This window comes from Paenibacillus sp. FSL R10-2736, assembly GCF_038000245.1.
GTDB lineage: Bacteria > Bacillota > Bacilli > Paenibacillales > Paenibacillaceae > Paenibacillus_AQ > Paenibacillus_AQ phytohabitans.
In genome coordinates this window covers 531,524-545,345 of sequence record NZ_JBBOBN010000002.1, presented here as the reverse complement: position 1 = coordinate 545,345, position 13,822 = coordinate 531,524, and the positions used below count along the sequence as shown (strand labels likewise).

The following is a 13,822-nucleotide window of genomic DNA, read 5'->3' as shown; positions in this document are numbered from 1 at the left end:
ATCTGTCTCTATAAGGTTTCATTTCATGATTATTTGTTACGGTTGTAAATAATACGTAATCCTTCCAGCGTCAGCATCGGATTAACCTCATCAATGCAATCTGTCTCGCCGGCGATCAGCGGAGCAAGCCCCCCTGTAGCAATAACCTTGAGAACGGGCGCATTCATCTCCAGCTTAATGCGTCTTACAATTCCCTCTACCTGGCCGGCATAGCCAAAAATAATTCCTGCCTGCATCGCGTGGACAGTATTGCGCCCGATAACCTTCTTGGGCTTCTCCAGCTCAATCCGCGGCAGCTTGGATGCCCGCTGATATAAGGCCTCTGTAGAGATCCCCAGACCCGGCACGATTGCCCCGCCAAGATAGTTCGCTCCGGCATCAATACAGTCAAACGTAGTTGCCGTACCAAAGTCAACGACCACGAGCGGGCATTTATACTGCTCAATCGCCGCAACGGCATTTACAATCCGGTCTGCGCCCACTTCGCGCGGATTCTCATAACGCAGATTAAGCCCGGTTTTGATTCCGGGGCCTACGAGCAGCGGGTCTTTGCCGATATATTTCACGCACATTTCCACGATAACCTGAACCAGCGGCGGAACAACCGAGGAGATGATGACACCCTCTACATCTTTAAACGATATATTCGACATGTGGAACAGATTATGAATCAGGACACCATATTCATCCACAGTCGATTGACGCGCTGTGCTAAGCCGGAAATGATGAAGCAGCTCAGGCCCCCGGTAGACTCCAAGCACGATGTTCGTATTCCCGATATCCACGACAAGTATCATTAGAGATTTCCGCCTTTCTTGCCATTCAGATCCAGACTGATATCAAGACTGGCGAAGGAATAGGTAAGCCGGCCTACAGAAATGACATCTACACCCGATTCTGCAATCCCGCGTACCGTTTCCAGAGATACATTGCCTGAAGCCTCGATTTTGACATGCCGCGCTTTGGTTCTGATTCTTCTTACCGCTTCCGTCATCAGCTCAGGTGACATATTATCAAGCATGATAATGTCCGCCCCCGCAGCGAGTGCTTCCTCTACCTGCTCCAGGCTTTCCGTTTCCACTTCGATCGTCATGGTGTGGGGGATATTGGCCCGGGCGCGCCCTACCGCCTGACGAATGCCTCCGGCGCCCTTGATATGATTATCCTTAATCATTACCGCGTCATACAAGCCGAAGCGGTGATTGGCTCCTCCGCCTATGCGGACAGCATACTTCTCCAGCATCCGGTGACCTGGTGTTGTCTTGCGGGTATCCACCAGCCGGGTTGGCAGACCTTGAAGCTCTTGCACGAATGACGCCGTCCGCGAGGCCACACCGGACAACCGTTGCATCAGATTAAGGGCGAGCCGTTCGCCTGTAAGAATGGCATGCGTGCTGCCCTCGACTTCAGCGATGACCGTGCCCTTGGACACCGGCTGGCCTTCTTGTACCAATGCCGTAAATACGAGTGTCGGGTCTACTACCTCAAAAACCAGTTCAGCCACGGGAATTCCACAGATTACTCCGTCCTCTTTGGCATGGATAATCCCCTTGGATTCATGTCCCTGGGGTATAGTGGTACGTGTTGTGATATCCCCTGATCCGACATCCTCCTGCAGCCACCCCTTAATAGACTGGAGCAGTTCTTCATTATAGCCATTAAACATCATCACTTAATTCCTCCACTATTCCCAGTTCGCGAATCTGGAGCAGATGCTTCTGCCACTCTGCATCATTCCGCAGCGGATAATCCTCGCGATAATGAGCGCCGCGGCTCTCCTCCCGTGCCAGCGCTGATTCGGTAATCAGCAGGCAGCACGTAAGCATATTAGCGAACTCGTATTCTTCACGTTTGGTAAGTGCCGCATTAAAAATCGGCAGCTGACGCTTTAATTCATCCAGTCCTTTAATCAGCATTTCCTGGTTCCGCCGCAGTCCGGCGTAGCGTACCATAACCTTTTGCAGCTTCAGACGCCGCTCCACAATAGCCTGGGTAGGCGACTCCACCCGGCCTTGGTCACAGCCTGCCGATACTGTATCTTGCCCAAGCGGCGGGAGCTGACGGATGCGCTCTACGATCCGGCGGCCAAAGACAATCGCTTCCGACAGAGAATTACTGGCCAGCCGGTTGGCTCCCTGTACCCCTGTAGAAGAAACCTCGCCACAGGCAAACAGGCGGGAAACGGTGCTCTCCCCGTTCAGATCGGTCTTGACGCCCCCCATCATATAATGCGCAGCAGGAGCCACTGGAATCCAGTCACTTGTAATATCCAGTCCATAACTCATACAGGTCTCATAGATCGTCGGGAAGCGGTGTTTGACCATATCTGCTGATTCATGTGTAATATCAAGGTAGACAAAGGTGGATTTGGTCAGCTCCATCTCACTCACAATCGCCCGGGCCACAATATCGCGCGGGGCCAGTTCCAGCAACTCATGGTACCGATCCATAAAGCGGTCTCCGTTGATATTGCGCAGCACAGCGCCTTCACCGCGCACTGCTTCCGAGATCAGGAAGCGCGGGGCTCCCGGATAACTGAGCGCTGTCGGGTGGAACTGGATGAATTCCATATCCCGTACATGGGCTCCAGCCCGGTAAGCAATAGCTACACCGTCACCGGTTGCCACTTCGGGATTGGTCGTATAGCGGTATAATTGCCCTGCTCCGCCTGAGCATAGTATGGTTGCATCGGCCTGCAGGAACAAACGTCCGCCGCCCGGACGCTGTACCAGTGCCCCCACGCATTCCCCGTCTACGGTAATCAGATCAATGACATAATGGTCATCCCATACCTCGATATTCTTATGCTGCTCTGCCTGCTCAGCCAAGGCACGGACAATTTCATAGCCTGTAGCATCCCCATTCGCATGCAGAATACGGCGGTGGCTATGTGCTGCCTCTTGCGTTAACGCAAGCTCGCCATTCTCCTTGTCGAACTTCGTCCCGAGCCGGATGAGTTCGCGGACGCCTTCCGGGCCTTCATTCACCAGTACATCAACAGCCGCAGAGGAGTTTAGCCCCGCACCGGCCATCAGGGTATCCTGACGATGATATACCGGAGAATCATCGTCTGAGAACACAGCGGCAATCCCCCCTTGGGCATACCGTGTATTGCTCTCCATCACTGTCTTCTTCGTAATCATAATGACCTTCCGGTCTTCACTGGCTTTGATCGCTGTGAACAAACCGGCAATGCCTGAACCAATCACAATACAGTCTGTCTTAATTACAGGAAGCCCCTGAAGATCGAAATCAACCAAATATTGTGGAATCATGACCGCTTTTCACCTGTTTCAACGAAAGAGTAGCGCATGCTACCGGACTTGTAGCATGCGCTCTAGGGAAGTTCTGGCTTTGTCGGCGACAGCGGGCGGTACATAAATCTGCGGCTTCATCGTCTCCAGGCATTTTACCAGTTTCTTTAAATTGTTAACCTTCATATTGGGACAAACCAGGAATTTGGTGGCAAAATGGAATTCTTTATCCGGACTGTCCAAACGCAGCTGATATCCGGTTCCATCCTCAGTTCCCACGATAAACTGCCGGCGGTCCGATTTCCGGCAATACTCTATAATCGAGGTTGTGCTGCCCACATAATCACCCATGGCCACCACTTCAGGACGGCATTCCGGATGTACCACAAATTCCGCTTCCGGATATTTGGCTCTCATCTCCACTACATCCTTGACGGTAAGCATATCATGAGTATTACAGTAGCCTTCCCATATAATCAGCTTCTTGCCGGTCTTATCCTGAACATATTGGCCCAGGTTCTTATCGGGTACCCAGATAATTTCTTCCGCATCAAGCGATTCAATCACCTTCACCGCATTGGCAGAGGTACAGCAAATATCAGTTTCCGCTTTGATCTCAGCGGAGGAGTTGATATAGGTTACTACTTTGGCATTAGGATGCTGCGCCTTCAGCTTCCGGAGTCCGTCCACATTGACCATATCCGCCATAGGACAGCCGGCGCGTTCATCAGGAATTATAACAGTTTTGTTCGGCGCAAGAATCTTGGCGCTTTCCCCCATAAAGTGAACCCCGCAGAATACAATCACATCTGCCTCTGTCTCCGCAGCCTTCTGAGCCAGTAAAAAAGAGTCGCCACGGAAATCCGCTACTTCCTGAATTTCATCACGCTGATAATAATGAGCCAGAATTATTGCATTCCGTTCTTTCTTAAGCTGTTCGAGGCGCACACGAAGTTCACGATTCTGTTCCTGCTTGCGCTCAAGCGCCAGAGCTTCCACGGTCATTCTCCCCCTTATGTCTTCATGGCATATAGCCAGTACATTCTATTAAGTTAATTTATTTAATATTTAATCACTAATGTACACAACGTTCCACCCCCTGTCAATGCGGGCAAGCCGGGTGTACCTCTATGTCCTGATGTACCTATAGACAGAAAAATCCGGAGAACCTCAGGTTCTCCGGATAAAATTACGATGTTTTATTCAGCGATTAAACCAGACTTCCGCCGCCTTTGTTGCCATCATCCGAACCGTTTCCTTCTTCAGGATCCGGTTTATTCGGAATATCCTTAGACAGATCGCCAAGGAATGGCGGTTCTTCATCGGATTTGCCTTGAATGCGTACACGTACATCACCGATAGAATCAATTACTGGCTCGCCCGCTTCATGCGTTACTGCCTCTGTTTCTTCCGGTTTGCCATCCTCCGTCAGGTAGCCTTGCTCAATCAATTCTGTGATCTGATCAAGTTCCAGCGTTTCCTTCTCCAGAAGGGTGTTCGCAATCAGGTGCATTTCTTTGGAATGCTTGGTCAGCAGCTCTCTGCAGCGCTCATAGCTGCTGCGGATAAGGTTCTGCATTTCCTGGTCAATCTCGTAAGCAATGGAGTCACTGTAGTTCTGCTCATGTCCGATATCACGGCCAAGGAAGACTTGGCCTTGGGATGTACCGAACTGCAATGGCCCAAGCTTATCGCTCATTCCATATTCCATAATCATCGCACGCACAATGCGCGTAGCCTGCTGGAAGTCACTATAAGCGCCTGTGCCGATTTCACCAATGAACAATTCTTCAGCAACACGTCCGCCAAGCAATCCGGTAACCTTATCCAAGAGTTCCTGCTTGGTAACGATCATCCGGTCTTCCTTAGGAAGCATAATGACATATCCGCCTGCGCGGCCGCGCGGGATAATGGTAACCTTATGCACCACATCGGCATGCTCGAGGAAGTAGCCGGCAATGGTATGGCCTGCTTCGTGGTAAGCTACAATCCGTTTCTCGCGGTCACTGATTACGCGGCTGCGTTTCTCTGTGCCGACAATTACACGGTCAATCGCTTCATCCACTTCACGCATGGTAATGTCCTTACGGTTGCGGCGTGCAGCAAGCAGTGCCGCTTCGTTAAGCAGGTTCTCCAGATCCGCACCGGTAAATCCGGTTGTACGCTTGGCAATTACGTCAAGCCGAACATCCTTGGTAAGCGGTTTGTTGCGGGAGTGAACCTTCAGTACAGCTTCACGGCCCTTCACGTCTGGACGGTCAACCGTAATCTGACGGTCAAACCGGCCTGGACGGAGCAATGCCGGATCCAGTATGTCGGCGCGGTTGGTAGCCGCGACAATGATAATGCCTTCGTTGCCGCCAAAGCCGTCCATTTCAACGAGCAATTGGTTAAGGGTTTGTTCGCGTTCGTCATGTCCGCCGCCAAGTCCTGCGCCGCGCTGACGTCCCACAGCATCGATTTCGTCGATAAAGATGATACAAGGAGCATTCTTCTTCGCATTCTCAAACAAATCACGTACCCGGGATGCGCCGACACCGACGAACATTTCCACAAAGTCGGAACCGGAGATGCTGAAGAATGGAACGCCGGCTTCACCTGCTACCGCACGGGCCAGCAAGGTTTTACCTGTTCCCGGAGGTCCCACAAGGAGTACCCCCTTAGGAATACGTGCACCTACAGCTGCGAATTTACGCGGATCCTTGAGGAATTCCACGACCTCCACGAGCTCTTGTTTCTCTTCATCAGCTCCTGCAACATCCTCGAAGCTGATTTTCTTCTTCTCTTCATTATATAACCGGGCTTTGCTCTTACCGAAATTCATGACCTTGCCGCCGCCGCCCTGTGCATTGTTAAACAGGAAGAAGAACAGGATGAACATGATAACTAATGGAATGATGGAAGAAAGGAATGTCAGCCAGATGCTGTCGCCTTCCATTTTCTTCTGAGTCAGCTCCACGCCATTAACTTCGCTGGCAGCTATAAGTTCATCAAGGGCCCGATCTGTAGGAGGAACATAAGTGGAGAAATTCTTCGATTTAGTCTCAGGTGGCAATTCTTTATATTCGCCTGTAACCAGAAATGCGTTACCCTCAAACTGAACCGTCAGGCTCTTCACATTGTTGTCCTTGATCTCCTGTCTTAACTCATCATATCTAGGGAAATCGGCGGATTCATTTCCATTGCTTACAAACTGGACAATGCCCACCACGACTAAAAATAAAATCAAATAAAAACCAGAATTCCGGATGAACCGATTCATCCCCTACCTCCTCTCACAACGCTCAAGTTATTGTACCATAGCCTGACCAGACTCCTCAAATTGTCAGGAAATCCAGAAAAGTGATCCTTGAATCTAAGGCTGTCGATTGGTTCATTTGGAATAAATTTCAGGCTTCAGTACACCTACGTATGGGAGGTTCCGATACAGTTCGGCATAGTCGAGTCCATAGCCTACCAGGAAAGCATCAGGAATCACAAAGCCGGTGTATTCGGCTTCAAGATTAACTGCACGGCCTGAAGGTTTATCGAACAGGGTGACTACGTTGACGGAAGCAGCATTCCGGCCCTGCAGCATCTCAATCAGATAGCTGAGGGTAAGACCACTGTCGATAATGTCCTCGACAATCAGAACATCACGGCCTTCAACCGATGTGTCCAGATCCTTGATGATTTTGACTACACCGGATGATTTGGTCGTACCGCCGTAGCTGGATACTGCCATGAAGTCCATCTCAACGGGTACTGTAATCACTTTAACCAGATCCGCCATAAAGATAAACGCACCTTTGAGTACACAGATGACTAAAGGTGTGCGGCCTGCATATTCCTTGCTCAGCTGGGCGCCAAGCTCCCTGATTCTTTGTTGGATTTCTTCTTCGCTGATCAAGATTTCTTGAATATCATTCTGCAACTTGCGAACCTCCTAAGTTATACTATGAAAGACTTACTTCGACCATTACGTTTCTTCGCCCTGTTCCATGTCTTCCATGGACAGGAGAAGCACCGAGGCCGTGTGCCGCCCTACTGCGGCATGCATCGAGCGCCTTACGCCCGGAATCCAGACGATATTGCCCAAACCATCACAAACGAGGGGAATCGCAGAGCGTTCGGAAGAAGGTATTTTATCATCAATGTAAATATCTTTTACCTTTTTGCTTCCGTTTAATCCCATAACCCTTATGGTATCTCCAGGCAATCGGGAACGGATGGTGAGTGGTAAGACGAGCTCATCGCCGTCAAACCAAGCCGACATCTTCCCAGAGTCCTCCTCCTGTGCAAAAAAATCTTCTCTCTCCAGCACCTTCATCGTCATAACTTTTCCTATCTCCTTCAGGTTGATCCGGGGATGAGGCAAAGACAGAGGGTATGTATAGCTCACCTGCCGAAGCAAGGGCTTGGATGAGAACAAAAGGGTGTCATATTGCCGCATACAGACGAAACCCCCGCCCAAATCCAAAGTCCATACGGTGGGGTACTCCTGCAGCGTTCCCCGGCGCACAGCTTCAATCTTGGGGAAATCCATCGCAGATGAATCCGCTGACAGATAATTTAATATTAGTTTAATCAAACGCCGTTGTAAAGCGGAGGGTAGGGCCGCAAATGAAGCTCTCTTCAAGGTGTATTTTCCATGCTCGATAAAAACAAGCTCTTCGAAGCATTTTGCCGCATTCGCCTCCATATATTCATCTTCCGCACCGGCAATTTCAGACAGCTGCAGCAGTGATTGTCTCACTCTCGGATTATGCTGTTCAAGCAGGGGCAATACTTCCAGCCTGACCGCGTTCCGCTTATACTTCATAAGCAGATTGCTGGCATCCTCCGCGTAAGCAAACCCCTCTTCCCGGCATAAGCCGACAAGAGCTGTTTTGTTAATACGCAAGAAGGGGCGGATGAGTTCCACCTTTTTTTCAGTCCGTTTCCAGCGCATGCCTGCAAGCCCTGAAGGACCACTCCCCCGCAGCAGCCGCATCAGCACGGTCTCGGCCTGATCATCGGCATGATGGGCCAGTGCGACAGAACGTGCATGGTATCGGTGCGCAGTTTCAATAAGAAATTGATAGCGTTTCTCCCTTGCCGCTCCTTCCGGACCCAGTCCTATTTCCTTGACCATGGATGGAATATCAAACTCCGCGAGCTCAAAAGGGATTCCCAGCTCAGCAGCCAATTTTCTGACAAACTCCGCCTCTTCTGCTGATTCGGCTCTGAAGCCATGATTCACATGGGCACAGACCAGAGTTAATGGCATCCGGTTTACGGCTATCTCGTGCAAAATACGCAAAAGAGCCACAGAGTCCGGCCCTCCGGAAACTGCGACTACAATGGTGTCATGGGGCTGCCACAGTTCATGCTCAGCCGCAGCTTCCAGTACGGATTCCACCAGTTCTTTCATTTGTTCCATATGCGGCATCCTTTCTTGCAGATCACTTGCCTGTCTTGCTCCGGAATTCCAGTACCCTGGTATTATGTATAATTTCAAAAACGGAATACCCAGTAAATCGTAAAGGCCAGCAGAAATAAAGACAGCGCAAACGCATTTTTGAGCCAGCGGGGAGTTGCCATTGTATCCTTTCCCGTCTTCCGTGCTCTGTATATCTGACTTCTCCAGATCTCCGCAGCTTGTGCGGAACCGGGAAAACCGCCTTTGAGCGCCAGACACAGCCAGGAGGCCAGCTTCTTGTCAGGCAGATTTCTGGCCAGCTTCAGCAGTTCATCCACACTCCGGGTCTGCGGCAGCTGCTGGGCTGCGGACTTCAGACCTTCTTCATTAAGCAGGCGCAGGCACAGTACGGCAAAAGCAAACAGATCATAGTTCTCGTCTCCCGTCCGGCTGCCGGCGTTCCAGAATCCGCGGTCATGCCATTCGGTAAACTGCTTCACGCTGCGTCCCAGGGGACTCGCGCCACCGTAGTCAATCAGCTCGGCTTCCCCGTAACTGGATACCATGACATTCTCCGGCTTAAGGTCTCCGAACACAAAGCCGCACTCATGCAGGGTCTGCAGCTTCTCCAGAAGCTTCATGCCGACAAGCCCCAGCCAGGACGCCCCGTTCCTGGACAAAAAATGATGCAGCGGTCTGCCCTCCACATAACGCATCACGTAGAAAGGAGTATGGTCCCTATCCTTGAAATCATCCGATTCCAGCAGGTAAGAGGACAACGGTGACTCCTTGCGCGCCCGGTGCTCGCTGCGTTTACGGCAGGATTGCAGAGAGGTCAGTACATTGATCTCTGACTGCAGCTCCAGCGTATCGTATCCGATTTTGAGCGCATACCGCTCCCGCCGGCCTTCCCGCTGCACAAGATATACGGTTCCGTTTGCCCCTTTCCCCAGCATCCGCTCCACAACATAACGGTTCCCCCGCCATTTGCCGGTAATTACAGTGCCTGCCGGAAAGGGTGGATTAGACGACATACCCACCAATCATCCCTTCTCTTGCCTCGTCATCCCCATTCACAAGATAGTCACGAGGTTCATCCAGTTTATCATAACGGTAATGTTCGAGCACCTTGAAAATAGCCGGTCCTGTCGGAGTAGCCCCCCGCATCTTCAGCCTGGAGAACAGTGAGCGGACTTCCGATACATTCCGCGTCCAGTCCATATCCAGCACGGCATCTTCACTGCTGGAGTGTCCGGGGAAATGGAACACGGCAAGCTCGCTCCGCCCTTCCCGTGCCTCCAGACTGAGAGCCAAATCACGGATGGCATCCTCCACGGCACCCAGCTTGGGCTTCATGCTCGCACTTGCATCAATTAATAGGGCAATACGCAGCGGAGAAGTCTCAGTCAACTCATCGACAACCGTAACCACCTGCGACCGCTGCTGCGGAGGCAGTTCTTCAAGGGAACCCTCGCCGAGAATTTTTTTTACCTCTTTATTAACCGCCTGCTGGATCGTCTGAACCACGGTCTTGCGGGTCATCATCTGAATGGTCTGCGCCAGCTGCGACGTTGAGGCAATCCGGCTGAGTCCGCCTCCCGCTTTGGCAATATCAGCGATCTCCCGGCTTCCGAGTTCACCGATCGTTCCATAGTCCACGACACCTACAACATTGACCGTAATGCCTTCCTGCCGGGCATGCGCCGCCGCAAGTACCGGACTTTCCCCCACATTCGAACAACCGTCAGTAATGAGCAGTATCTGCTTCATGACCGTTCACTCCCCTTTGCCTTGTATCTAGTTCTAGCATATCCAAGGTAGAGAGATTTCAAACTCCGCTTAGCGGAGCTTCAGATAAATTATCGTGAGGCCGGGGAACTGCAAGAAATATTTGGACTTTCGATCGCTGTTGTCCCCGGATTTATTAAATTTGTTATAAGGTGCAAATCCGGGGACAAAGGCGAACGCTGCCGCTTCTACAGTTCCAAAATTCCTCTCCGTTCCTTAACCTCACGATAAGACCAACAATCTGAAGCAATCGCCGCTGAGTCAGCGGCGGTTGAAACGGGGCGGGGCAGGGTGGGTGGGTGGATCGATGGAGTGCACCCGCCTATTGAAACAAGATTTCTTAGCCCACAGGCCACAGCCAGAGGAATATTTGGAACCTCCAGTGGTGATCAACGACTTAGCTGTTGCTGGAAATCTGGTATTTGCTGCAGCTGAATTGATACGTTTCCTGCAGATAAACTATTAAGCGCCCGCTATCGCTCCTCCAGTTTGTGTCTTAAAATCCTGCACCAAATACAACATTTCCCTCACAAAATCATCCCTAAGCGGATATTGTTGTACGAAATGCAGGATTTCTCAGCTTCCAAGCCATTTAGCGGAGCAATTGTTGTAATTCATACAACAATCCTTCCAAACAACCGGGTAACGCCGAATCAAAGCTGTACTACGTACAACAATTTCATGCCTGAACCGAGACGGACCAGGGCTGCCAGTGGTTCTTGAATCCCATGGCAGCGTGACGGACAGAAAATAGAGGGAACTTAAGAATCCCACTTACTGCATGAACGAAACCCTTACTCTGCAGGGGGGCGTTTTATCGGCTGGCCACAATTTTAAGTTCTGCCTCTACAGATAATAATGAAAGAACAATGTCAGCTGAATGATAGGTTACCTAACTAACTGTACGCGGTCTCTCCATCCGGCCCACGCCTGGCATATGCAGGCTGGACCACTCCGGATGGAAATGATCGACACGGCTGACGACAATCGTCATGTCGTCATGGATCTCATTGCCCTGGTAACGGATTACTTTATCCAGCAGGCTGTCGGCCATATCCTGAGGATCATCGCCTTCCAGCTCCTGGATCAGGCGTTTCATCCATATCTCTTTATTAACGGCATATCCGGGCGCATCATAAATACCATCGGTCATCATAATGAGAATATCCCCGGGACGCAGCTGCATGGTGACCAGGTCCACTTCGATATCTTTAATAATTCCAATCGGCAGATTGCTGGCTGTCACCGGAATAACCTCGCTGCCCCGCCGGATAAAGCTTGGTGCTGATGCTATCTTCATGAAGATGGTCTGCGCCGAATATTGATCGATCAGCGCCATATCCACGGTCGCATAGAATTCATCCGGGGAACGCAGCAGCAGAATCGAATTGACGGACTTGACCGCCAGCTTCTCATCCATCCCGGATTGCAGCAGCTTCTCCAGCATGGATAGCGCAGCGCTGCTCTCCATCCGGGCCCGCTCGCCGTTGCCCATTCCATCGCTGATCGACACAGCAAAGGTGCCATTTCCGAGCTCCACCGTACTGAAGCTGTCGCCGGACATTATGTCGCCTCCTTTGGCAGCCCCGGCTACGCCGGTATTGATTTCATAAGCTTTGGCCGAACCAAAAGTCACCATGGATAAGCCTTCGCGCGGGTGCACAGCTGTTTCACTTACCACCGCAATATTCTCCTCCAGGATATCGGAGAGCAGCGGGGCAATCATTTTGCGGCATTCGTCAAAGCCCCGGGTATAAGCATGCACTACTTCAATTTCTACCCGCCCGGGATCAAGGCTTAGAATTTCTATAGTGTGAATTGACAGGCCCAGCTTCTCCAGTGCCTCGCGAATCTGTCCCTCCTGGCGGTACATCGCCTGGCCCTCCCGCTTGATCTCCTTCGCCAGATCCTCCATAACCTGAGAGACCCCGGATAATTGCTCGGCAACAAATTGGCGGCTGTCGTATATTTGCCGCTTCCAGCGCATATCATGCTGATAGAGTTCATATTGGCCCTTCATTACTTCCAGCACTTCGCCCGTCTTGCCGCAGATCCGGTTCCATTCCGGAGGCAGCTGGGCCGCTGTAATGTCGGGGCATTCCTCCACAGTAGTCATCATATCGGTCATATATCTGTATGTCTGATAGAACTTGGCATCCCAGCAGTGAGTACGCCGGATGCAGCCGGCGCAGGCTCCTTCCGTTACCGTTTTCATAAAATCCTCCATTTCACGGTCGCTTTTACCTGCTTCCGTGGCACGGGGAATTTGACCAAAGCTGCTGGAGAGCTGACGGAATACCTGAGAGAACTGGGTAACCCGGTCTGCTGTAATATCCCGCACTCTGCGGGCATATTCATGTTGAGAGCGGCTATGATCAGCAGTGCCCGGTACATATTTGGCAATGGCAGAAATAATGCCTTTAGGTGTCAGAAGAAACAACACTACGGCCGCGCAGGTCTCCCAGGTGGAATTCATCACATCGCCCGGTCCCATGAAATATACCGACAATATGGTTGAACCCAGCAGCATCCCGATAGAGACGGCCCCTTTGCGTCCGGACTGCATCATTCCCGCCAGCATGCCGGAGAAGGCCAGCAGACTCATCTGATAAATGGCACTTACATCAGCCAGACTGAGGATCAGACCGGTGACGACACCGACGGCTGCCCCGAGCGGGGCTCCACCGGCAAGGGCAAAGAGCAGAATGAGGAAACGCGATAAAATATGCTCCAGAGAAAGGCCGTTTACCGTCCACCCGACCAGGCCTGTCATCACGGAGGCCAGCAGAATAATCAGGCAGAGGACCTCTTCATTGCGAAGCGCCCTGCTTTTTTGCTTATAAGTGAACACCGGAAGCGCCTGCAGGAATACGAGCGTCAGCACAAACCCAAGCAAGGCATCAATCGTTGCCATCATCAGCGGATACCAGGCCAGCGTCGGCCCGATTACCACCCGGAACAGTCCCACCATAAAAGAAGCCACGAATACCATCAGCGGCGCATAGGACAGATCCACCCGCTGGAAGTTCTCCATTCCTTTGTAAATCAGATAAAAGATAATCAGCTCTGCGGCAACCACTATAGCACCGGGAAACGGGGTAAAGAGACTTCCGAGCAGAATAGCCGCAGCCACAGGCAGCGTAGAGTCCCTGCGCATAAATACAATGACGGCGAAATAAGCGGCAGCAAAAGGAGTCAGCTCGTCCAAAATCATGGCACGGCCCAGTAAAAAGCCCATCAGACTCAGCAGCATTGCCCACTTCTTGACCGCGATGAACTGGAGGACCGGCTGTTTCATACTCCACGCCTTCAGACGTGTACTCCAAGCTTCCTTCTGAATCTTGTCTTTGCTTCCTGCTCTTGTCCACTCCGGCAAATTCACCACATTGCTTTTACTCAT

General features: G+C 51.4%; 10 protein-coding genes. All 10 read right to left on the bottom strand.

What is annotated here, in order from left to right; translation table 11 throughout:
* Positions 1-29 precede the first annotated feature (29 nt).
* Positions 30-797 (bottom strand): type III pantothenate kinase, encoded by a 768-nt coding sequence (locus NSQ73_RS30505; RefSeq protein WP_039309527.1) that lies wholly within the window; start codon positions 795-797, stop codon positions 30-32.
* Positions 797-1,669 carry a carboxylating nicotinate-nucleotide diphosphorylase gene (nadC, locus tag NSQ73_RS30500; RefSeq protein WP_042231443.1) on the bottom strand — a complete coding sequence of 291 codons (873 nt, stop codon included), beginning with the start codon at positions 1,667-1,669 and terminating at the stop codon, positions 797-799. Before nadC ends, NSQ73_RS30505 begins: the two co-directional genes overlap by 1 nt.
* A complete protein-coding gene (nadB, locus tag NSQ73_RS30495; protein WP_171715650.1) occupies positions 1,659-3,275 on the bottom strand; it encodes an L-aspartate oxidase in 1,617 nt (538 codons plus the stop codon). Before nadB ends, nadC begins: the two co-directional genes overlap by 11 nt.
* 39 nt (positions 3,276-3,314) lie before the next feature.
* Entirely contained in the window at positions 3,315-4,253 is a 939-nt protein-coding gene (gene nadA, locus NSQ73_RS30490; RefSeq protein WP_039309543.1) for a quinolinate synthase NadA, read from the bottom strand.
* 211 nt (positions 4,254-4,464) lie between these two features.
* Positions 4,465-6,516 carry an ATP-dependent zinc metalloprotease FtsH gene (gene ftsH, locus NSQ73_RS30485; protein ID WP_076248555.1) on the bottom strand — a complete coding sequence of 684 codons (2,052 nt, stop codon included), beginning with the start codon at positions 6,514-6,516 and terminating at the stop codon, positions 4,465-4,467.
* A gap of 111 nt (positions 6,517-6,627) precedes the next feature.
* Complete coding sequence (hpt, locus tag NSQ73_RS30480; RefSeq protein ID WP_039309523.1) at positions 6,628-7,167, bottom strand: hypoxanthine phosphoribosyltransferase; 540 nt, start codon at positions 7,165-7,167, stop codon at positions 6,628-6,630.
* A 45-nt stretch (positions 7,168-7,212) separates the two neighbouring features.
* Positions 7,213-8,655, bottom strand: coding sequence for a tRNA lysidine(34) synthetase TilS (gene tilS, locus NSQ73_RS30475; protein WP_076248553.1), 1,443 nt, complete (start codon positions 8,653-8,655; stop codon positions 7,213-7,215).
* A 74-nt stretch (positions 8,656-8,729) separates the two neighbouring features.
* Positions 8,730-9,668 (bottom strand): serine/threonine protein kinase, encoded by a 939-nt coding sequence (locus NSQ73_RS30470; RefSeq protein WP_042132693.1) that lies wholly within the window; start codon positions 9,666-9,668, stop codon positions 8,730-8,732.
* Entirely contained in the window at positions 9,658-10,404 is a 747-nt protein-coding gene (locus NSQ73_RS30465; RefSeq protein ID WP_042132692.1) for a hypothetical protein, read from the bottom strand. Before NSQ73_RS30465 ends, NSQ73_RS30470 begins: the two co-directional genes overlap by 11 nt.
* 910 nt (positions 10,405-11,314) lie before the next feature.
* Positions 11,315-13,822 (bottom strand): stage II sporulation protein E, encoded by a 2,508-nt coding sequence (gene spoIIE / locus NSQ73_RS30460; protein WP_042132691.1) that lies wholly within the window; start codon positions 13,820-13,822, stop codon positions 11,315-11,317.